Below are 21,010 nucleotides of genomic sequence, written 5' to 3'. Positions count from 1 at the left end.
ATGAGTTTTCTGACACTGACCCATCTGCAAAAATCCTTCGGCACCGTGAAGGTCGTCCATGACTTCAACATGGCGATTGCGAAGGGCGAATTCATTTCCTTCCTCGGCCCGTCCGGCTGCGGCAAGACCACCGTGCTGCGCATGATTGCCGGCTTCGAAACGCCGACCGGCGGCACCATCGAGATCGACGGCAAGAACCAGACCAACCTTCGCCCCAACCAGCGCAATATCGGCATGGTGTTCCAGGCCTATGCGCTGTTTCCCAACATGAATGTCTTCGACAACGTGGCCTTCGGGCTGAAGGTGGCAGGCAAGCCGAAGGGCGAGATCGAGACCCGCGTGAAGGAGATGCTGAAGCTGATCCATCTCGAGCATCTGGCCGACCGCTACCCCTACCAGATGTCCGGTGGCCAGCAGCAGCGCGTGGCGCTCGCGCGCGCCCTGGCGCCAAAGCCGCAGGTCCTGCTGCTCGACGAGCCGCTGTCGGCGCTCGATGCCAAGATCCGCGTGTCGCTGCGCGAAGAGATCCGCCAGATCCAGCGCCAGCTTGGCATCACCACCGTCTTCGTCACGCATGACCAGGAAGAGGCATTGTCCATTTCCGACCGCATCGTGGTGATGAATGCCGGCAAGGCCGACCAGATCGGCACGCCGGGCGAAATCTACAACCGCCCGACCACCCGCTTCGTCGCCAATTTCGTCGGCACGCTGAACGTGGTGCAGGCCGTGCTGGTGAATGGCGCAGCCGGCACCGTGCAGATCGGTAACAAAACGCTGCAGCTGTCGCAGCCGGTCACGGGCAAGGCCGATGGCAGTAGCATCTCCCTCGCCTTCCGTCCCGAAGCCGCCACGCTGGCGGATGCCGCAAACGGCGATGCGGCGCTCTCCGGCACCGTGATCTCCTCGAACTTCCTCGGCTCGGTTTTGCGCACCAAGGTGGATCTCGGCGGCAACATCGTCTCCTTCGACATGTTCAACCAGCCGTCTGCCGTTCTGCCGAAGACGGGCGAGACCGTTTCGCTTTCGCTGCAGCAGGATGGACTGATGGTGCTGGCGGACTGAGCCGAGCCTCTTGCGATCCGGGCAAATCAGGCTACTGCTATGCCCGGTTTATGACAGGAGACGAGATCATGCGCGCCCTCTATTACGAACGTTTCGGTGAAGCGCCGGTGGTGGCCAACCTGCCCGATCCGACGCCGTCCGACGATGGCGTGGTGATCGCGGTCAAGGCAACGGGCCTCTGCCGCAGCGACTGGCACGGCTGGATGGGGCATGATTCCGATATCCACCTGCCGCATGTGCCGGGCCATGAATTTGCCGGTGTGATTGCCGCGACAGGGCGTGACGTGCGCCGCTTCAAGGTGGGTGACCGCGTCACCGTGCCTTTCGTCTCCGGATGCGGACATTGCCATGAATGCCGCTCGGGCAACCAGCAGGTCTGCGAGGCGCAGTTCCAGCCGGGCTTCACCCACTGGGGTTCGTTTGCCGAATATGTGGCGATCGACCATGCCGAGCAGAACCTTGTATCGCTGCCGGAAAGCATGTCCTATGCGACGGCGGCGAGCCTTGGCTGCCGCTTCGCCACCTCCTTCCGCGCCGTGGTGGACCAGGGACGGCTGAAGGGCGGCGAGTGGCTTGCCGTGCATGGCTGCGGCGGCGTCGGCCTCTCGGCCATCATGATCGGCAAGGGACTTGGCGCGCGCATCGTGGCGATCGACATTGCCGCGGACAAGCTGTCGCTGGCGCGCGACCTCGGCGCCGATGTGACCATCAACAGCCGCGACGTGGCCGATGTGGCGGAGGCCGTGCGCGAGGTGACCGGCGGCGGTGCGCATGTTTCCGTCGATGCGCTCGGCCATCCGCAGACCTGCTGCAACTCGATCTCCAACCTCAGGCGGCGCGGCCGCCATGTGCAGGTGGGCCTGATGCTGGCCGACCATGCCATGCCGCAGATCCCGATGGCGCGGGTCATCGCCCATGAGCTGGAAATCTATGGCAGCCATGGCATGCAGGCCTGGCGCTACGATGCCATGCTGTCGATGATCGAGGCCGGCACGCTGCAACCGGAGAAGCTCATTGGCCGCCACATCAGCCTCACCGATGCGGCAGAAGCCCTTCCCGCCATGGACAGCTTCCGCGAAAGCGGCATCAGCATCATCGACCGCTTCGAGTAACCTCCCATGACCTTTCGTCTCGACGTCATTGCCAGCCTCTCCGATGCCAGCAAACCGGGCCGTCCCAACGAGGACCGTTTTGGTGCCAACCGAACCGCCGCCTTCGTGCTGGACGGCGCCACCGGCCTCGGCGACCGGCAGTTCATGACCAGCCATGACACAGATGCCGCCTGGATTGCCGATTACGCGACGCGGCGGATGGCCGTGGAGCTGACGCCGGAGGTGGAGGTCGCAGATGTGCTGCGCGCCATCAGCGCCGATGCGCGCACACTCTTCGATGCGACGGCGGGCGAACAGCCACGCTATGCCTGGCCGGCGGCCGCGCTGGCAGGGCTCCGCGTCACGGAGCGCGGCCTCGAATTCTTCGGCCTCGGGGACAGCGTCGTCTATCTCCTGCATGATGACGGTCGCGCCGAGACGCTGACCGCCCTGCCCCAGGCCTTCGAACGGGAACAGGCCGCCGCCCGCGCCCATCTTTCCCGCCTCGGCGGCATCGGGGCGGCGGGCGCCCTCGTTCACGATCCGCAGACGCTTCAGGATCTGAGGGCAAGCCGTGCCAGACAGAACACGCCGGAGGGCTGGGTCTGGTCGCTGGGCCTTGTCCCCGAGGCGGCCGACCATCTGGCGCTCCAGACGATCCCGCTCTCGGGCGGCGCCACCGCCGTGATCTGCTCGGATGGCCTTGCCGATCTCGTCAGCCTCTACAAGACGACGGATGCCGCCAACCTCGTCCGCCGCGCCGCCACCGCCGGTCTTGGGTCCCTTATCGCGGAACTCAGGCATCTGGAGCGCGAGGTGGACCCGGACGGACTGCAATACCCACGCTTCAAGCAGAGCGATGATACCACGGCGATGCTGGTGCGGGTGGAGGGGTGAGGTCGGAAAGCCTCTCCTCATCTCTTGGTTTTGCTGTTATATTTTTTCGCCATGCGCAACCATGAGATGACGGAGATCACATGATGCCGGATATTCTTCCGCCTGTGCATCCCGGCGAAATTCTCCGCGAGGAATATCTTCTCCCGCTCGCGATGAGCGCAGGCTCCCTTGCGAAGAAACTTGGCGTTCCCCGCACGCGCATCGAGCGGATCGTCACGGAAACAGCGCCGGTCACGACCGACACGGGGTTGCGGCTGGCGAAGTTTTTTACGACTTCACCCGAATTCTGGATGAACCTGCAGGCGAGCTACGACCTGAAGATAAGCGCAAGGGCACTGCAAGCAGATCTCGACAGGATCGAGCGGTATGAAGCGGCGTAATCCGCAGCGTCTGCGTAGCGCATCGCCTCGTCGTGAGAATTGATCTGATTTTGCTACCGAGAGAGCAGAGAATATGAACGACTACAGGCAAGGCACTGATGTCTCCAAGAAGCCCGGGCGGCTTGCGGCCGCGCCGGAAAACGGAGACAGACCATGCATCATAAACGAAAACGCCCGAAAAACCGTCGCGCCGGCTGCCTGATGTGCAAACCACATAAGGTGAACGGAGCCTGCCCCCGCCATCTGGACATGCAGGCAGGAACTCTGCGCAGATCAGAAGCCATGCGCGATCAGTTGCGCTGCGAGGGCCTGATGAAGGGCCGATGATAACAAAGGAAGAGGCGGGACAGCCCGCCTCTTCCTTCTGACTTTAATGGGCTACGATGACGGTAGACGGACTCACGCCGCGTCGTCCACCGCCTCCTCGCCGCTCACCGGTACGTAGTTCAGTACCGGCCCCAGCCAGCGTTCAACCTCGGTGATCTCCATGCCCTTGCGACGGGCATAGTCTTCCACCTGGTCGCGCTCCACCTTGGCCACGCCAAAGTAATAGCTGTCGGGATGGCCGATATAGAGGCCGGAGACGGAGGAGCCGGGCCACATGGCAAAACTTTCCGTCAGCACCACGCCGGTCGTTTCCTCGGCCTTCAGGAGATCGAACAGCGTGCGCTTTTCGGTGTGGTCGGGCTGGGCGGGATAACCGGGCGCCGGGCGGATGCCGGCATAGGCTTCCGCCACCAGCTCTTCGTTGGAAAAGCTTTCGTCCCTGGCATAGCCCCAATAGTCGCGGCGCACCTGTTCATGCATGCGCTCGGCAAAGGCCTCGGCAAAGCGGTCGGCGAGCGCCTTGACCATGATCGAGGAATAATCATCGTTGGCGCGCTCGAAGCGTTCGGCAATCGCCACCTCCTCGATGCCGGCCGTCACCACGAAGCCGCCGACATAGTCCACCTTGCCGCTCTCGAGCGGTGCGACGAAATCGCTGAGCGCCACGTTCGGACGGCCATCGCGCTTGGAAAGCTGCTGACGGAGCGTGAAGAAGGTAGCCAGGTCTTGCGCCCGGCTTTCGTCGGTGAACAGGCGGATGTCGTCGCCCACCGCATTGGCCGGCCAGAAGCCGATGACGGCGCGCGGACGGAACCACTTTTCCTCGACGATCTTTTTCAGCATGGCCTGCGCATCGGCATAGAGCTGGCGCGCCGCCTCGCCCTGCTTTTCGTCCTCCAGGATCGCCGGAAAACGCCCCTTCAACTCCCAGGTCTGGAAGAAGGGCGTCCAGTCGATATAGGGCACAAGCTCGTCCAGCGCGTAATCCTCGAACACCTTGGTGCCGGTAAAGCTTGGCGCAACCGGCTGATAGGCCGCCCAGTCGATCTTCTGCGCATTGGCGCGCGCCCGCTCGATCGGCAGGCGCACCTTCTCCGCCTCGGCCCGGGCGTGGGCCGCCGCCACCTTGGCATATTCGGCCCGGATCGTTTCGACATAGACCTCGCGGCCGCCTTCGGCGAGCAGGCTGGAGACGACGCCGACGGCGCGGCTGGCATCCGTTACATAGACCGCCTGCCCCGCCTTGTATTGCGGATGGATTTTGACGGCCGTGTGCACACGGCTGGTGGTCGCACCGCCGATCAGCAGCGGCACGTCAAAGCCCTGGCGCTCCATTTCGGCGGCCACATGCACCATTTCATCCAGCGACGGCGTGATGAGGCCGGAGAGGCCGATGATATCGACCTTCTGTTCCTTCGCCACCTCGAGGATCTTCGTCGCCGGCACCATGACGCCGAGATCGATGATCTCGTAATTGTTGCAGGCGAGCACGACGCCGACGATGTTCTTGCCGATATCGTGCACATCGCCCTTCACGGTCGCCATCAGCACCTTGCCGGCGGCCTGCTTCTCGTCGCCGCCGTTGAGGCGCTTTTCCTCTTCCATGTAGGGAAGCAGCACGGCAACCGCCTGCTTCATCACGCGGGCGGATTTCACCACCTGCGGCAAAAACATCTTGCCGGAGCCGAACAGATCGCCCACCACGTTCATGCCGGCCATCAGCGGCCCTTCGATGACATGCAGCGGACGCTCCGCCTGCTGGCGGGCCTCCTCGGTATCCACCTCGATGAAATCGGTGATGCCGTTGACCAGCGCATGCGACAGGCGCTTTTCCACCGGCCACTCGCGCCAGGCGAGATCCTGCGCCTTGGCCTCCTTGGCGCCGGCGCCACGGAAGCGCTCGGCCACTTCCAACATGCGCTCGGTCGAATCCTTCCGGCGGTTCAGCACCACGTCCTCGCAGGCCTCGCGCAGGTCCGGATCGATGTTCTCGTAGATCGCCAGCTGGCCGGCATTCACGATGCCCATGTCCATGCCCGCCTGGATGGCGTGGTAGAGGAACACCGCATGCATGGCCTCGCGCACCGGCTCGTTGCCGCGGAAGGAGAAGGAGAGGTTCGAAACACCGCCGGAAATATGCACCAGTGGCATTTCCTGCCGGATGGTGCGCGTTGCCTCGATGAAATCGACGCCGTAATTGTCATGCTCCTCGATGCCGGTGGCGACCGCGAAGATGTTCGGATCGAAGATGATGTCTTCCGGCGCAAAGCCCGCCTGTTCCGTCAGGATCTTGTAGGCGCGCCGGCAGATCTCCACCTTGCGGGCATAGGTATCGGCCTGCCCCTGCTCGTCGAAGGCCATCACGACCACGGCGGCACCATAGCGGCGGATCAGACGGGCCTGCCGGACAAAATTCTCCTCGCCTTCCTTCAGCGAGATGGAGTTGACCACGGCCTTGCCCTGCACGCATTTGAGGCCGGCCTCGATGATCTCGAATTTTGACGAATCGATCATCACGGGAACGCGCGCGATATCCGGCTCGGCAGCGATGAGGTTCAAAAACTCCACCATGGCGCGGCCGGAATCGATGAGGCCCTCGTCCATGTTGATGTCGATGATCTGCGCGCCGTTTTCCACCTGGTCGCGGGCGACCGCAAGTGCCGAGGTATAGTCGGCAGCTGTGATCAGCTTGCGGAATTTGGCCGAGCCCGTGACGTTCGTGCGCTCGCCCACGTTGACGAAGGGAATGTCCTTGGTGAGCGTGAACGGTTCGAGACCGGAGAGCGACATGAAGGGCCGGTGTTCCGGCACCTGGCGCGGGGCAAATTCCTTCACCGTCTCGGCAATGGCGCGGATATGCTCAGGGGTAGAGCCGCAGCAGCCGCCGACCACGTTGACGAGGCCTTCCCTGGCGAATTCGCGCACCTGCCGCGCCATGTCGTCCGGCGACTGGTCGTACTGGCCGAATTCGTTCGGCAGGCCGGCATTCGGATAGGCGCAGACGAAGGTATCGGCCACCGCCGACACTTCCTGCAGATGCGGGCGCATGGCATCTGCCCCCAGCGCGCAGTTGAAGCCGATGGTGAACGGGTTGGCGTGGCGGACGGAATTCCAGAAGGCCGTCGGCGTCTGGCCGGACAGCGTGCGGCCGGAAAGGTCGGTGATCGTGCCGGAAATCATCACGGGCAGGCGGATGCCCTTCGCCTCGAAGCGCTCCTCGCAGGCAAAGATCGCCGCCTTGGCGTTCAGCGTATCGAAGATCGTCTCGATCAGGATGATGTCGGCGCCGCCATCGATCAGACCGTCGATCTGCTCGGCATAGGCAAGCCGCAGATCATCAAAGGAAACAGCGCGGTAGCCGGGATTGTTGACATCCGGCGAGATGGACGCGGTGCGGTTGGTCGGACCGATGGCGCCCGCTACGAAACGGCGCTTGCCATCCTCGCGCATCGCCCGCTCGATCGCCCGGCGCACCACCTGCGCGCCTTCGCGGTTGAGATCGTAGACCGCCCCTTCCATCTGGTAATCGGCCTGGGCGATGCGGGTGGAGGAGAAGGTATTGGTCTCGATGATATCCGCGCCCGCCATGGCATAGCGATAGTGAATCTCCTCGATCGCCTGCGGCTGCGTCAGAATCAGCAGGTCGTTGTTGCCCTGCTGGTGGCAGGCGCAGCCGATGAAACGCTCGCCGCGGAAATGATCCTCATCGAAGCCCAGCCCCTGGATCTGCGTGCCCATGGCGCCATCCAGAATGAGAATGCGCTCGCGCGCGGCCTTCGCCAGCGCCTCGAAGATCTCGTGACCGTTGCGCGCCGCTCCTTCGGGACCAAACAGATGATCAAACACAGGCACTCTCCTCGGGGGCTTGGATGGCAGATCAGGGTTAATCACATAAAGATATCTTTATGTCAATATTTTACCGGGAGAACGCTCTGGCCTGCAATCGGTCATGACAGTCTCTCCCGGGACCGGTATAGGCATGTTCCGTTGCCATTCCAAGTTTCGGAGCTCGCATGAACGCCGCCGGACCGCTTCCTTCGCTCTGGGCAGACCGCCCGTACCATCGCCACTGGCTTCTTGCCCAGGCGGAAGGCCTGATGGATTTCTTCCAGTACCGCGCCATCAATCCAAAGGGCGGTTTCTACGATCTGGACCCTCAGGGCGCGCCGCTTACCACCCACAACCCGGTGCGCGGCATTCACGCCAGCGCCCGCATGGTGCACTGCTTCGCGATCGCCCACCTGCTCGGCCGCCCGGGTGCCGCCGACGTGGTGGATCACGGCATGCGCTACCTCTGGGAAAAGCATCGCGACCAGACCCACGGCGGCTATTTCTGGCAGGCGAATGACGATGGGGCAGCCGACGCCTCCAAGCAGGGGTATGGTCATGCCTTCGTGCTGCTGGCGGCCTCCTCCGCCAAGGTGATCGGCCATACCCTGGCCGACAGCATGCTGGCCGACATTACCGAGGTGATCGAGACGAAATTCTGGGAAGAACACCACGGCGCGATTGCCGAAGAGTTTTCGCAAGACTGGCAGCCGGTGCCCGGCTATCGCGGCCAGAATTCCAACATGCACCTGACCGAGAGCCTGATGGCCGCCTTCGAGGCGACGGGCGAAAGCCATTATCTCAGGAAGGCGGAAAGCATTGCCGACCTTTTGATCAACCGCCGCGCCCGCGAAGAAGGTTTTCGCGTAGCGGAGCATTTCTCCGAGGAATGGGTGGTCGACCGCGACTATTACCATCCGAACGAGATGTTCCGTCCGGCCGGCACGACGCCTGGCCACTGGCTGGAATGGGCACGCCTGCTGCTGCAGCTTTATGCGCTGGGCGGCAAGCGCCATGCCTGGATGCCGGAGGCGGCCGCGGCCCTGTTCGAACGCTCGATGACGCTCGGCTGGGACAAGGAAAAGGGCGGCTTCTTCTATACGCTCGACTGGCAGGACCGGCCCGACAAGCGCTCCAAGCTGTGGTGGCCGATGAGTGAGGCGGCCGGCGCCGCCCACTTCCTCAACCAGCATGTGCCGGGCGCCTTCCACGAGGAGAGCTATCGCACCATCTGGTCGACGATTGCCGCTCATTTCCTCGACCGCCAGAACGGCGGCTGGTTCGAAGAAACCACCGAGGATCTCATCCCTGCGAACACGCTGTTTCCCGGCAAGGGCGATATCTATCACGCCTTGCAGGCCTGCCTTATCCCGCTCTTCCCGGCAACCGGCAGCCTGACCAAGGTCGTTCAGGAACATGGCGCGGCGCTTTAGGGGAATTTCAAGCCACCGGCCATTACGCCGGTGGCGCCCCTCCAGCAGGTGGCAAGCCCGGCTTGCCGTCTCTTCTCACGCGGCAGCTTCAAGCATCTTGCGGCGCAGAAGCCAGGCATTCTTGCCAAGACGGAAACAGAACCCTGGCGCCGGCACGCCGGAGAGGTTCAGCACCGTCTCATACATGTTTTCCGCGCCAAGCTTTGCCACCGCCTTCTGGGAGCGGATATTGGTCGGCGCGATGTGGAACCACACCTCGTCATAGGTTTCAAACGCATGATCGAGCATCAGCCGCTTCAGCTCGAAATTGGTGCGCCCGCCCCAGTATTCATGATTGATGAATGTGTAGCCGATGGACAGGCTGTCTTCACGATCCGGCGCCGGGTAATAGCGCGAACAGCCGATGATCGTGTCTCTTGCCCTGTCGATGACGGCAACGGTTCCGCCGCTGTCCAGCAGAAGCCCGAAATACGGTTCGAATTTTTCACGCGTGTAGCGGTCGCTGGCCGGATGGCCGGCCCAGACGGCGGGATGGCCGGCAGCAGCAAACAGCCCGTCCCAATCGTCGCGCCGGAGCGGCCGGATGGAGATCGACGGACCATCAAGGCTCGGCTGCGGATCAAAACTCGGCCTGAACATCAAGGACTGCCTTCCAATCATGAAACGGGTTCCCCGCCAGGACTTCGGGGAGACGTGACTGAATGTCAACGGCGGATATCGCCCACCATCTCGCGGATACGGCGCGCCAGCACGTCGTAATCATAGGGCTTGGTCACCAGCTTTGCCTTCGCAAGCCCCTCCGATCCCGGCACATGCATGTCGCCGGTCGCAAAGATCACCGGCAGGTCCGGATGCGTGTCGCGCATGCGCCGCAGGAGATCGAGGCCATTCATGTCCGGCAGGTGCACATCGGTCACAAGAATGTCGATCGCGGCCCCATCGACGGCCTCCAGCGCCTCGCGCGCCGTGCCCGCCTCCACCACCGTCATGCCGAAATCCTGCAGGTAATCAGCCGTCGAGATGCGGATCAGCGCCTCATCCTCGCAGAGCAGAACGCGGATCGATGGGGGCGGACCACTCGAAGCCGACGAGACGGTCGTTGCACCGTCCGAAGACGGGCCGCGTAGCCTCGCCTTGTCCAGCAGCATGCGGATCTTGCGGGCCAGCGTTTCGCGGGCATAGGGCTTGCTCAGAAGGTTGACGCCGGGATCCAGCCGGCCGCCATGCACGATGGAATTTTCGGTATAGCCAGAGGTGAACAAGACCTCGATGTCCGGTCGGCGCTCCTTGGCCTTGCGGGCCAGTTCGCTGCTCTTCAGACGCCCTGGCATCACCACATCGGTAAAGAGAAGATCGATCGGCACGCCACTTTCGATGATGGCAAGACCGCTATCCGCATCGCGTGCCTTCAGCACCTTGTAACCGAGTTCGCTGAGCAGGCTGACGGTGATGTCGCGAACCGCCTCGTCATCCTCCACCACCAGAATGGTCTCCGTGCCACCAGCCACCGGACCGCCGGAATCCTCGGCCAGCATGTCCTCGGCCTCCATCGAGCGCGGCAAGTAGATGCGCACCGTCGTGCCACTCCCCAGTTCGCTGTAGATGTTGATATGGCCGCCGGACTGCTTGACGAAACCATAGACCATCGAGAGACCGAGACCGGTGCCCTTGCCTTCCGGCTTGGTGGTGAAGAAGGGATCGAAGGCACGCGACAGCACTTCCGGCGGCATGCCGCAGCCGGTATCGCTGACGGCGAGCATAACATATTGCCCCGGCTCCACATCGAAGGCGTTCTGGGCATAGCGATCGTCGAGATAGGCATTGCCGAGTTCGATGGTCAGGCGCCCGCGCCCGTCCATGGCATCGCGCGCATTGATGGCGAGGTTGAGAAGGGCATTCTCCACATTGGATGGGTCGACCAGGGTGTTCCACAGACCACCACCGACGATGGTGTCGATCTCGATCGCCTCGCCCAGGCTGCGGCGGATCAGGTGGTCCATTTCCCGCACCAGCCGGCCGAGATTGAGAACCTTCGGTGCCAGCGGCTGGCGTCGCCCGAACGAGAGCAACTGGGAGGCAAGGCGCGCGCCACGCGAGGCTCCGGACAACGCACTGCTCAGCCGCCGCTCGGCCGCCTCGTTGCCTGCAAGATCCTTTGCAAGCAATTGCAGGTTTCCGGTAATGACCTGCAGAAGATTGTTGAAATCGTGCGCGATGCCGCCGGCCAGATTGCCGATAGCCTCCATCTTCTGGCTCTGGCGCAACACTTCCTGCGTGCGCAGCAGTTCGGCCGTACGCTCCTCCACCCGGGTTTCAAGCGTATTGGCCAGGTTTTCCAGCCGGCTGACCGTCTTCTTCTGCTCCTCGATATCCGTGTTGGTGCCGACCCAGCGGACAATGTCGCCGCGCGCATTGCGGATGGGCACCGCACGACTGAGGAACCAGCGGTAATTGCCTTCCCGGCAGCGCAGCCGCATCTCGGTGTGATAGGCATCGCCCGTCTTGATCGACGTAGCCCAGGTCGTCGCCACCACCGAGAGATCATCGTGATGCACGAGGTCACGAATCCGGCTCAGTTCTTCCGGTGTCTCGGGCAGGCCGGAATAGTCGCGCATGGCAAGGTTGGCCCAATCCAGCGTTCCTTCGGCGGTCGCGGTCCAGACATGGTTCGGCAGCGACTGCGCCAGGGTCTGGAATCGATTCTCGCTCTCGCTGGCGGCATCCTGTGCCCGCTTGAGATCCGTCACGTCATGGCCCTGTACGAAGGTACCGATGATCTCGCCGCTGCCGTCGCGCAATGGCTGGTAGATGAAGTCGAGGAAGCGATTCTCCCGCTCGGCATCGGGCCCACGCTGCAGCGAAACGATGGCGCCATGCGCGCTGTAGGGCTGGCCAGTGCGATAGACCTGATCCAGCAGTTCGAAGAAGCCCTGGCCGCTGATATCGGGCAGCGCTTCGCGCACAGGCTTGCCGATGAGGTCACTGCGCCCCACAAGCGCCAGATAGGCCGCATTGGCGATCTCGAACACGTGGGTCGGCCCGCGCAGCACCGCCATGAAGCCCGGTGCCTGTTCGAACAGACCGCGCAGATATTCCCGCTCACGCCCCAGCGCCAGGTTCTCGCCCTGCACCGCATCGGCTCGCCGCAGCACGTCCGTCTCGATCTTCCATGCATTTTGCGGCGCCGCCTGCCGCAACATGTGCAGTTCGGTCACATCCACCGTATGCTGCAGGATCAGCCGCACCTGACCGTCTTCGCCAAGGATCGGTGTATGGGTCGCGCTCCAGAAGCGCTCTTCCATGGAGCCATCCGGCTTGGCGATCGGATAGGGAATGATCGGCAGATGATCCACCTGCCGTGTCTGCAACACCTTGGCGAAGGACTGCCGCAGCATGCGTCCATGCCCCGAATCCGGATCGCTCGGAAACGCATCGAAGATGCCGCGGCCCAACAGCGCCTCGCGCGTCTGCATCGTGGCAGCAAGATAGGCATCGTTCATGCCGACCATCACAAGCTGCGGATCGACGATGACGTAAGGATTGGGAGATAGATTAAAGAGGTGATCAAGATCGAGCCCGGAGAGCCCAGTCCTACGAAACATTCGATGCCCCACGCCACTGCCCTGTTATTTGCGCGCATATAGCGCAGCACTGGACAAAGACAATGGCGCAAGCATTCACATGCGACAATGCATCGGAATTTGTTTCAGACCCGGTGGCGCGGCGCGGTCAGTGGAAGACGGGAACCATGTCGGCAAGGCGCCTCGCGGCCGCGAGATCCCGTTCGTAGGACTTGCGCGGACGCGGATGCTCGTTGGCAAGACCGATGGAGCGCATTGCAGGAAAGGCACCATCGGGATAGGTGCCTGTCGGCTCGGCAAGGTCGCTGCGGTTGCGAAGTTGTTCGATAAGCCGGAATACCATGACGCCCTCCTGTTCAGCCCGATAACGACACATCGGGCCACACGTTCCATAAAAAACCGGAAACCTTAAGAATTAACCATGCAAGCAGCTGATCGAGCTTGGCTTTCGACAAAAAGGTTTTCCACAGGCGGGATGCGTGCACAGCGAAGCCAGCAGTGAACAGAACGGAACATAGCAAAAACGCATTTGTTCCCTTTCTCGCGCTATCCACAGATTGTCCACAGCTTGTCCAGAGCGCACGGATGCTTCGGATTGCCTGACATGCAAGCCTTTGCGGCATCCGCGTTGGTCGCCCTGTGCATCGGGCCCCTTCACCATCCACCGCAGAGAGCAGTCGGTCAAAAAATCACCGGTTCGGACCAATTCTCTACAATTATGTCGTATTTGACTGACATTTTGCGCATGTTGCGGAGGAACAGGGCATGGAAAGCGATCTCAGCATCAATGATGTCAAGGCAGACCCGCTCATCGCACTGCTGATGCAGGCAGACGGCGTACGGATCGAGGATCTGGAAATCTTGCTGAAGGCAACAACGCAGGCACAGGTGGAGCGTCTGGAAACGCGCATCCGCGAGCAGCGCGCCCGCGAATTCTATCAGCGTCTGGATCTCAGCCTTGCAGGCACATCGACGCAGCGTGGCCAGCGGCGGACAAGACCCGGAAAGCCTGGAGAGTGACGGTGAGGACCGATTGACGGGTGGCGGCACATGCTACTGCCTGGCGTGATCCGCAGATCCACGTCTCCTTCGGAGTCCGGCATCGCTTCATTTTGAAACACCGCATTGTGCGGTTCTTGACACTTGCACCACCCCGCCGGAAAGTGCCCCCCTGCCCGGAATCAGGCGTGCATGGTGGCGGGCGCGCCGCGGCAATATAGCCCGTGAAAAGCCCAGTCAGAGACCGCGACAACGACCCCTTGACTGGACGAGCCTTGTCAATCAAGGCTTCCCATCCGCTGCGACGCGAACAGCGCGCGCGAGGTGACCTGCAACGCCAGGTGGGTAGTGAAGCGCTTGGGAGGGCAGCAACCCAAGAGAGTATTGCGCGCCAGCTATAAACAATCATAAATTGATTGAGATAAAATGTGAGCGGCACTCGGACGGTTTGCGGGGCGATTTGCGACAGCCATGCCGCATCGCCACTTTCCTTTCACCAAAGGAACTGACAAACTATCCCTATTGATTTGTACGGGGACACAATCATGAAGACAGATACGGAACTTCTCTGCGCACAGGCCAGCGCCCTGTCGTCAGCAGCCCTGCTGACCTCGCTGATCGGTCGTCTGGTCCAGAACGGCGTTCTTTCACAAGACGACGAAAAGGCGATCTACACCAACGCACTCGACGCCCTTGACGAGAATGGCGAAGATGATCCGTCCGGTGTTTTCGACCTTGCACGCGAACTGATCGAGGACCAGATCCCGTCTTCCAGTGAAACCGTCACCCTCACGCTGGTCAGCGCATCGGCTTGACACGCTTGTTCGTGTCAGTTTTTGGCACGATCTCCAGCGCAAAGCAAGCGGCTCGCGACAGATTTGTCGCAAGCCGTTTCATTTTGGAACTTCCGGATATTCGATATCTCCGATTGGCTGGCGCCGAACCCGGTTGCTGGAGCTTTTCCGGTGAAAACCAGATCATCTGAAATGCTCTGTCTCTTTGTTTTCACGCAGTCCGGACGCAAAACCGCTGACGCACTTTTGGCTCGGACGTGCTCTCGGGCCGGCACGCTCCATCGGATCAGAATTCTTCCCAGTCTTCCTTGAGGGCGTTGGCACCGCTCACGGCCACAGCCGGGCGGGATCGGGCAGGTGTCCGGGCAGGCGCAGCGCGCTGCTGCACGGCAGGCCTTGCCCCGACGGCAACGGCGCCGCCGTGCCCGCCGAGCGCAAAGCGGCCGAGCAGTTCGCGAAGGCTGGCGGTTTCGTTGGCAAGGGCGGCGCTGGCGGCATTCGACTGCTCGACCATGGCCGCATTCTGCTGCGTCATCTGGTCCATCTGGTTGATGGCGGAATTCACCTCGGCAAGGGCAACGGACTGCTCCTTGGCAGCATTGGCGATCGCCTCGATCCGCTCGTTCACCGCGGAGATGTTCTGCTCGATCGCCTTCAGCACCTGGCCGGTCTCGCTGACCAGACGCACCCCGCTTTCGACCTCGACGGAGGAGTTCTGGATAAGGCCCTTGATCTCCTTTGCGGCGGCGGCAGAACGCTGGGCAAGTTCGCGCACTTCCTGCGCGACCACCGCAAAGCCCTTGCCCGCCTCGCCGGCACGGGCAGCCTCGACGCCAGCATTCAAGGCGAGAAGATTGGTCTGGAAGGCGATCTCGTCAATCACGCCGATGATGTTGGAAATCTGTCCGGAGGACGATTCGATGCGTGCCATGGCGCTGACCGCATCGGCCACGACACGTGCCGAACTGACGGCACTGGAGTTTGCGGTGGCGGCGGCGGCCTTCGCCTCGTCGGCACGCTGCGAGGAATTGGTCACATTGGTGGTGATCTGGTCGAGGGCTGCAGCGGTCTCCTCCAGGGATGCGGCCTGCTGTTCCGTCCGCTTGGACAGATCCTGCGCGCTGCGGCTGATTTCGCGCGTGCCGGTATCGATTTCCTGGGTGGACTGCGAGACGGAGCGCAGCGTGGTCCCCAACTGCCGCAGGGCCTCGTTGAAATTTTCCCGCAGCGGCTCGAAGTCCGGCGCAAAGGGCTTGTCGATGGTTGTGGCAAGATCCCCGGAAGCCAGACGCTGCAGGCCCTGGCCGATGCGACCCACCGCCTTGACGCGATCGGTCACGTCCGTTGCGAACTTCACGACCTTGGCCACCTTGCCGTTGGCATCGAAGATCGGGTTGTAGGAGGCGCTGATATAGACGGGCTTGCCACTCTTGCTGATGCGGGTGAATTCGGCCGCCTGATAACGCCCCTCGTTGAGATCGGCCCAGAATTGCTTGTAGGCGGGGCTTGCCGCGTAGTCCGGCTCGACGAACATCGCATGGTCCTTGCCCTGTATCTCGTCCAGCCGGTAGCCCAGCACCTTGCAGAAGTTTTCGTTGGCGGTGACCACCTTGCCCTGGGGCGTGAACTCGATGATGGCCTGCACGCGGCTGATGGCTGCCATCTGGTTCTGATAATCAAGATTCTGAAGACGGGCATTGGCGTCGAACCACTCCACCGCGAACCCGATCACGCTGCCGCCTTCTTTCAGCGGCGTCACCGTGAGATCGAAGGCCCGCTTGCCAACCCAGATGGTGGCCTTGTGTGGCGCCTGCAGCCGCGCCAGCATGCTGCGCTGGTGTTGCGGCTTCTTGTGAAAGACGTCGATCGTGCTGCCAACCAGCGTGCTGACACTGAAGCTCGGCAATTCCTTCTTGAGATCGGACTCCGCCTCCTGGAGCAGGCCGCGAACCGCCTGGTTCATATACCGGATCCTGAGCTGCGTATCCGCGATCATGATATTGGCGGACACATCGTCCAGCGCCCGCATGCGCGCGCGGTTGCTCTTGCTCATCAGGTCCAGCATTCCTACCTCCTTGGTGACTCGGTCAAACGGACACCGGAACCAGGGTTTGGAACGGTCGGGGCCTTGGCGTGAGCGGAAACACGTCAATCCGATGCAGCCTCCCTCTCAGATTCCGACAGACAGACTGAAACAGCAGTTAAGAACAGACTGCTAATATGTGTCATGCAGAATTGGGGTGCAGCCGTGAAACCCCTTGTGAACGGGTGATCTGTGCGCTCACCACGCATTGGCACGATGAAAAATTGATGCGAACTGTCAGACCGTGCGCAGCCGGGAAAAGGCCAGAATATCCGCGACAACCGGCGTCTCGACCCGCGTCTCGGCCGGCCGGGACCAGTCCAAGCCCCCCTGCCTGGATCGCTTGTGACGATAGAGCGCCGCATCCGCACGCCGCATCAGCCCGGTCAGATCGCTGCCATCGCGTTTGCTGCTCGCAATGCCGACACTGACCCCAAGCGCCAGTTGATGCCCCCTCCACACATGCGGCCGCCGCAGCGCATCACAGATCCGCCGGGTCACTCCTTCCACCTGCTGTTCGCGGGTGACGGACAGCAAAATCGCAAACTCATCGCCACCGAGACGACAGATCGTGGCCGATGGCGGCACCGCCTCGCGCAGCCGGTCTGCAACGGCCTTCAGCACCTCGTCACCGGCCTCGTGGCCGAAATCGTCGTTCACCTGCTTGAAGCGGTCGAGATCGAGCAGGATCAGCGCCAGCATGCCATCGGTGCGCCCCTCCAGACAACGCAGTTCGAACTGCCAGCGCTCGGCCAGCGCCCGGCGGTTGGCAAGCTCGGTCAGCGGGTCCTCGTGCGCGACACGGCGCAGGGCATGCTCCACGGCCTTGCAGTGGGAAATATCCTCGAAGGTGGCGATGGCCACGCCTTCGCGACGGTCAATCGCCACCCGGTGCAGGGTCGAGACGATCGTGCCATCGGCACAGCGAAGATCCAGCTCCAGGGCTGCAGGCGAAGCGCCAGAAACCTCATCCTCGCGTGCAAGCGCCTGCCAGAGCGCCCGTGCCCGCTGACGGTGTTCCGGATTGGAGCAGGCCGCGGCAAGCCACTCATCGATGGAGGAAAAGCAGCCATTCAAGGCGCCGAAGCGCCCGATGAAGGCGGAATTGGCGGCGCGCACGGCAAGATCGGGAAGAGACGCCCAGAAAAGGGCCGTGGGCGTGAGATCGAGAACGGCATGGAGCTCGCGCCAACCCAACACAGCCTGCCTCTGCGCCTGCTCAACCACCCGCGTCATGCACCTCTCCATAGTGATCAGCCGCGGCTCGGGCGATTTTCCCCGTTCCTCCTGCGGCACACATGCCCCCGGTCAGGGGTCATGGGGTGAGGCAAAACCTGCCCGCCTGATGGTCCCGGTCCGAACGGATATGAAGCATCGATCCTGATATTGAATGTCAAAGCATCATGCGCCGCGTCACGCGGGCGTCACACTTCTGTATCGAACTGGAACGACTGCCGCTGCACGATTTTGGAGATACAGCGCAGGGCGCCGTTGCGGCTGGCAAGCTGGCTGAAGCCATGCACGGGCACCACCGCGAAGCCCAACTCCTCCCACAGTGCCCGGTTGGCGGCATCATAGGCGTCGAGCGGCTCCACATCGGCAAACTGCGGCAGAAAGACCAGCGGGCGCTCGCCTCCCGGCCGCACCGCATTTTCCAGCACCAGATTGTTGTAGAGGCGCGGCAGGCGCTTGCCGCTGTCCGGCGTCACGCAAAAAGGCACCGGATTGCGCCTGACGGCAAAGCCCTGATCGGCAAGACGACGCGCGGAGGCATCGAGCTGACGGCCGATCTGCTCCACCATCGGACTCGTGCCGGCATCGGCCATCTGCGCCTCGGCGACGATCAACAGCGGCTGCCCCGCGTGCCGAAGCCCGGTCACCGTCACATACTGGTCGACATGGAAGCCGCATTGATAGACGCCCTTCAGCGAGCGCGGGTCTGGAACCGGCATCGCCGCACCGCCGAGATCGGAGGCACGATAGGCGAAGAGGTGCACGGGGCGCGGATCGAGCGACAGGAGGGCCGCCCCCGCCCCGCCATCGCCCGGCGGAAACGCCTCTCCGGCAATCGCCGAACGGCCGATGAGCCGGAAATCCGGCCCCACCAGCTGGTTGCCGCCATCGAGATCGACACCGGGATCGGCCACTTGCCAGCCGAGCGCGGCCGCGAGCGTCGGGCCGATGCGGGCGCCAGGTCGGGCGAGAATTTTCCCCTGTTCATGGGCAGCCGTGGCGGGCGCCCGGACGTGAAACAGATCCTGCGTCCAGGGGCTCTGGCGGGCGCGGGCCGGCCCCTCCACCGGGATGATGCGCAGCGGACAGGCAAGCGACAGGCAGCCGATCCAGGCCTCGGCGGACGCGCACGCCTGAGGCTCGACCAGCACGAAAACCTCGATATCCTCGGCCAAGGCCTGCAAAAGGTTGCCGATCGGCACCAGCGGACGATACCAGTCCGAAGGCCGCGCCTCCAGAAAGGCAGGCGGCAGCGAGAAGGCGATGCGACGGATGAGGCCGCCGCAATCCGGCAGCAGACCGGCCTCCGGCAGTCCCGCGGCCTTCGACCCATCGCACACCTGCTCGACAATCATCGGGTCACCCATCTCAACGCTGCCCCGCAACGCGGACGGCGAGGCTGCGGAAGAACAGCGTGTTCTGGAACCGCCAGCCCGGCTGAGGCGCGGCAGAACATTCGTTCTGCAGCAGGGTCAACAGCGCCAGCGCATCGGCCTGTTTCGGGCTGACGGCGCGTTCGGCAAGGACCTGCGCAACATCAGCCCCCTCGCCGGCGGCAAGCGCCACGGCGCGCCAGGTGCGGCGGGAGAAATGCAGCGCACGCGCCGCAGAGAGAAGCCGGGCGAGCCGTGCCGGTGCAAGATCCAGAGCGAGCGCCGCAAGCGTCGCCTCCGCATCCACCAGCGCCAGCGTCAGCGGACGGTAGTCGAGATCGGCCGGCGCATGGGAAAGCGCCACATCCGCATCGGACACGCGCAGACCATCGCGGTAGGCCTCGTAAATCCGGCCGACACCCTGCATGCCGAACAGGTCGCATTCGGCAGCGCGCAGCGCGCCCATGCTGGCCGCACCGTAGACAGCGACACCCTGCGACAGGGCAAAGAGGATTTCCTTGTGCCACACGGCAGCGCAATCGCCATAGAGCCCGTCGATCAGGCCGATTACCCGCGCGCCCTGCTGCACGGCCTGCAACAGATCGCCGCAGGCGGCGGGACCGCGCCAGACAAGACCGGGAAAGGCCGAAGGATCCAGCCCATGCACGGAGGGGCCGGCGAAGATCACGGTGTGCGTGATGGGCGTCATCGTCTCAGGAACCCGTCGAGCGTAGACAGCGACATGCGGTTCAGTCCGCCATGGGCGGCAGACAGCCCATCGGCCAGCACGCGCACCACATGAATATCGGGATCGCCGGTCTCCAGCGCAAAGACGTAGACATCCTCCACGCCATGGCGGAAGAGATGCGCGGCAAGCCGCTGCCAGAGCGGCCCCTCCCCCTCAAGGTCAAGCCGTTGAGGGCCGGTGCCGGAGGGTGTTGCGCTGACCGGCGGCGCCCGGCCGGCGAGATCGGGAAGATAGCGGTCCGGCGCCAGATCGTCGCGCGCGCCGCTGATATCGGTGAGGCGCGACTGGATGGCTTCGAGCAGCGCCGCCTCGGCGGCCGCCAGCGGATCGAACCGGCAGGCCATGCCGGCCGCATGGCGAAAGCCGGGACCGCTCGCCGACATCACCGGCCGCTCCAGGCTTGCCAGAATGACGGGTACGCCGTTCGACGCCGTGACATCGAGAAAGCGCGCCGCAAGACCCGCTGCCGACAGCGTGGCGATCAGCCCGTCGAGCGAGGGACGGTGACCTGCAGCCGGCGCCCAGGGGCGCAGACCGAGCGAGCGCGTCTCGAACGTATCGATGAGGATGCAGGCATCGTGCTCCACCAGTTCCAGCAGGGCATGCAGCACCACGCGGTCATGATCGAAGCCGGCGGCGAGCCCCTGCGAACTCATCTGGAACGCCTTGCGGTCCCAGGGAAAATCAGCGCGGAAATCCATGCCGACCAGTTCGAAAGGAGCGAGAACCGGGCCGCCATGGCGGGCGGAAACCCCGCGTACCCAGGCCCGCTCGCGGCCGGCCTCGAAATGATCGGGATTGACGCGGGCGATCCTGTCGAGCGGCACAGTGCGCTCGCCGCGCGCCTGCAGGGCCGTCCAGCTGCCGTGTGCGGCAACATGGCGCTGCGTCTCTTCCGCGACAGCGCCTTCGATGGCTTCCATCAGGGCGGAAAGCTGCGCCTGCCGCTCCGTCAGGCCCTTGCCCTGCGAAACGGAGAGGCCGCGCGAATTCGGCCGCACGGCAAACCAGACGGGCACACCGATGATATCGAGCCCCGTGACATCGCCGATGCGGGTGACCCCGAACCGGCGCAGCCGCGCCCGATCCCCCAGCAGCGCCGCCCCCTTGTCGGGAGCGACCTGCCCGCCCTCGCAGCCGCCGGATGCGACGGCTGCGGCCTGCCCTGCCTGCTGCATGGA

16 protein-coding genes are annotated in these 21,010 nt (G+C 63.3%); 7 read left to right on the top strand and 9 right to left on the bottom strand.

What is annotated here, in order from left to right:
• From F3H95_RS12535 to F3H95_RS12520, 4 genes are all read left to right on the top strand, one after another.
• On the top strand, window positions 1-1,062 hold the full coding sequence (locus F3H95_RS12535) for an ABC transporter ATP-binding protein (RefSeq protein ID WP_149746254.1): 1,062 nt from the start codon (window positions 1-3) through the stop codon (window positions 1,060-1,062).
• A gap of 68 nt (window positions 1,063-1,130) precedes the next feature.
• Window positions 1,131-2,174, top strand: a complete 1,044-nt coding sequence (locus tag F3H95_RS12530; protein ID WP_143127676.1) for a zinc-dependent alcohol dehydrogenase family protein — start codon at window positions 1,131-1,133, stop codon at window positions 2,172-2,174.
• A gap of 6 nt (window positions 2,175-2,180) precedes the next feature.
• Window positions 2,181-3,050, top strand: a complete 870-nt coding sequence (locus tag F3H95_RS12525) for a protein phosphatase 2C domain-containing protein (protein WP_149746253.1) — start codon at window positions 2,181-2,183, stop codon at window positions 3,048-3,050.
• A gap of 83 nt (window positions 3,051-3,133) precedes the next feature.
• The gene (locus tag F3H95_RS12520) at window positions 3,134-3,430 is read left to right on the top strand and encodes a HigA family addiction module antitoxin (RefSeq protein WP_149746478.1); all 297 of its coding nucleotides are present in this window, start codon (window positions 3,134-3,136) and stop codon (window positions 3,428-3,430) included.
• 399 nt (window positions 3,431-3,829) lie between these two features.
• Here F3H95_RS12520 and metH read toward each other — a convergent pair whose 3' ends face one another.
• Window positions 3,830-7,603, bottom strand: a complete 3,774-nt coding sequence (gene metH, locus F3H95_RS12515) for a methionine synthase (RefSeq protein ID WP_149746252.1) — start codon at window positions 7,601-7,603, stop codon at window positions 3,830-3,832.
• Between the two features lie 167 nt (window positions 7,604-7,770).
• Here metH and F3H95_RS12510 point away from each other — a divergent pair, with 167 nt between their 5' ends.
• Window positions 7,771-9,018 carry an AGE family epimerase/isomerase gene (locus F3H95_RS12510; RefSeq protein ID WP_149746251.1) on the top strand — a complete coding sequence of 416 codons (1,248 nt, stop codon included), beginning with the start codon at window positions 7,771-7,773 and terminating at the stop codon, window positions 9,016-9,018.
• Window positions 9,019-9,093: 75 nt separating this feature from the next.
• Here the strand turns inward: F3H95_RS12510 and F3H95_RS12505 are convergent, their stop codons facing one another.
• From F3H95_RS12505 to F3H95_RS12495, 3 genes are all read right to left on the bottom strand, one after another.
• On the bottom strand, window positions 9,094-9,657 hold the full coding sequence (locus F3H95_RS12505) for a GNAT family N-acetyltransferase (protein ID WP_149746477.1): 564 nt from the start codon (window positions 9,655-9,657) through the stop codon (window positions 9,094-9,096).
• Window positions 9,658-9,722: 65 nt separating this feature from the next.
• Window positions 9,723-12,620, bottom strand: coding sequence for a PAS domain-containing protein (locus F3H95_RS12500; RefSeq protein ID WP_149746250.1), 2,898 nt, complete (start codon window positions 12,618-12,620; stop codon window positions 9,723-9,725).
• A gap of 127 nt (window positions 12,621-12,747) precedes the next feature.
• Entirely contained in the window at window positions 12,748-12,942 is a 195-nt protein-coding gene (locus F3H95_RS12495) for a hypothetical protein (protein WP_149746249.1), read from the bottom strand.
• A gap of 422 nt (window positions 12,943-13,364) precedes the next feature.
• On the opposite strand from F3H95_RS12495, the gene F3H95_RS12490 reads away from it, so the two are divergent.
• Both F3H95_RS12490 and F3H95_RS12485 read left to right on the top strand, forming a co-directional pair.
• Window positions 13,365-13,619: a hypothetical protein gene (locus F3H95_RS12490; protein WP_149746248.1), complete on the top strand. Its 255-nt coding sequence runs from the start codon at window positions 13,365-13,367 to the stop codon at window positions 13,617-13,619.
• A gap of 524 nt (window positions 13,620-14,143) precedes the next feature.
• On the top strand, window positions 14,144-14,413 hold the full coding sequence (locus F3H95_RS12485; RefSeq protein WP_143127684.1) for a hypothetical protein: 270 nt from the start codon (window positions 14,144-14,146) through the stop codon (window positions 14,411-14,413).
• Between the two features lie 265 nt (window positions 14,414-14,678).
• On the opposite strand, the gene F3H95_RS12480 is transcribed toward F3H95_RS12485, so the two are convergent.
• The 5 genes from F3H95_RS12480 to F3H95_RS12460 all read right to left on the bottom strand — a co-directional run bounded on the left by F3H95_RS12480 (window position 14,679) and on the right by F3H95_RS12460 (window position 21,007).
• A complete protein-coding gene (locus F3H95_RS12480; protein ID WP_149746247.1) occupies window positions 14,679-16,457 on the bottom strand; it encodes a methyl-accepting chemotaxis protein in 1,779 nt (592 codons plus the stop codon).
• Window positions 16,458-16,712: 255 nt separating this feature from the next.
• A complete protein-coding gene (locus F3H95_RS12475) occupies window positions 16,713-17,711 on the bottom strand; it encodes a GGDEF domain-containing protein (protein ID WP_188134379.1) in 999 nt (332 codons plus the stop codon).
• Window positions 17,712-17,899: 188 nt separating this feature from the next.
• Window positions 17,900-19,075 (bottom strand): hypothetical protein, encoded by a 1,176-nt coding sequence (locus tag F3H95_RS12470; protein WP_149746245.1) that lies wholly within the window; start codon window positions 19,073-19,075, stop codon window positions 17,900-17,902.
• Window position 19,076: 1 nt separating this feature from the next.
• Window positions 19,077-19,790, bottom strand: coding sequence for a TfuA-like protein (locus tag F3H95_RS12465; RefSeq protein ID WP_149746244.1), 714 nt, complete (start codon window positions 19,788-19,790; stop codon window positions 19,077-19,079).
• Complete coding sequence (locus F3H95_RS12460) at window positions 19,787-21,007, bottom strand: YcaO-like family protein (RefSeq protein WP_149746243.1); 1,221 nt, start codon at window positions 21,005-21,007, stop codon at window positions 19,787-19,789. Before F3H95_RS12460 ends, F3H95_RS12465 begins: the two co-directional genes overlap by 4 nt.
• Between the last annotated feature and the right edge of the window lie 3 nt (window positions 21,008-21,010).

This window comes from Rhizobium sp. RU35A, assembly GCF_900156005.1.
Lineage (GTDB): Bacteria > Pseudomonadota > Alphaproteobacteria > Rhizobiales > Rhizobiaceae > Neorhizobium > Neorhizobium straminoryzae.
Note: the sequence above shows the minus strand (reverse complement) of the source record. Positions and strands in the feature narration are given on the sequence as shown.

Bases quoted from the DNA above. Each gene is read 5' to 3' on its own strand.
- F3H95_RS12490 (WP_149746248.1), top strand. From the start codon at position 13,365: ATGGAAAGCGATCTCAGCATCAATGATGTCAAGGCAGACCCGCTCATC.
- F3H95_RS12460 (WP_149746243.1), bottom strand. From the start codon at position 21,007: ATGCAGCAGGCAGGGCAGGCCGCAGCCGTCGCATCCGGCGGCTGCGAG.
- F3H95_RS12495 (WP_149746249.1), bottom strand. From the start codon at position 12,942: ATGGTATTCCGGCTTATCGAACAACTTCGCAACCGCAGCGACCTTGCC.
- F3H95_RS12465 (WP_149746244.1), bottom strand. From the start codon at position 19,790: ATGACGCCCATCACGCACACCGTGATCTTCGCCGGCCCCTCCGTGCAT.
- F3H95_RS12475 (WP_188134379.1), bottom strand. From the start codon at position 17,711: ATGACGCGGGTGGTTGAGCAGGCGCAGAGGCAGGCTGTGTTGGGTTGG.
- F3H95_RS12535 (WP_149746254.1), top strand. From the start codon at position 1: ATGAGTTTTCTGACACTGACCCATCTGCAAAAATCCTTCGGCACCGTG.
- F3H95_RS12510 (WP_149746251.1), top strand. From the start codon at position 7,771: ATGAACGCCGCCGGACCGCTTCCTTCGCTCTGGGCAGACCGCCCGTAC.
- F3H95_RS12470 (WP_149746245.1), bottom strand. From the start codon at position 19,075: ATGGGTGACCCGATGATTGTCGAGCAGGTGTGCGATGGGTCGAAGGCC.
- F3H95_RS12485 (WP_143127684.1), top strand. From the start codon at position 14,144: ATGAAGACAGATACGGAACTTCTCTGCGCACAGGCCAGCGCCCTGTCG.
- F3H95_RS12530 (WP_143127676.1), top strand. From the start codon at position 1,131: ATGCGCGCCCTCTATTACGAACGTTTCGGTGAAGCGCCGGTGGTGGCC.
- F3H95_RS12480 (WP_149746247.1), bottom strand. From the start codon at position 16,457: ATGCTGGACCTGATGAGCAAGAGCAACCGCGCGCGCATGCGGGCGCTG.
- F3H95_RS12525 (WP_149746253.1), top strand. From the start codon at position 2,181: ATGACCTTTCGTCTCGACGTCATTGCCAGCCTCTCCGATGCCAGCAAA.
- F3H95_RS12520 (WP_149746478.1), top strand. From the start codon at position 3,134: ATGCCGGATATTCTTCCGCCTGTGCATCCCGGCGAAATTCTCCGCGAG.
- F3H95_RS12500 (WP_149746250.1), bottom strand. From the start codon at position 12,620: ATGTTTCGTAGGACTGGGCTCTCCGGGCTCGATCTTGATCACCTCTTT.
- F3H95_RS12505 (WP_149746477.1), bottom strand. From the start codon at position 9,657: ATGTTCAGGCCGAGTTTTGATCCGCAGCCGAGCCTTGATGGTCCGTCG.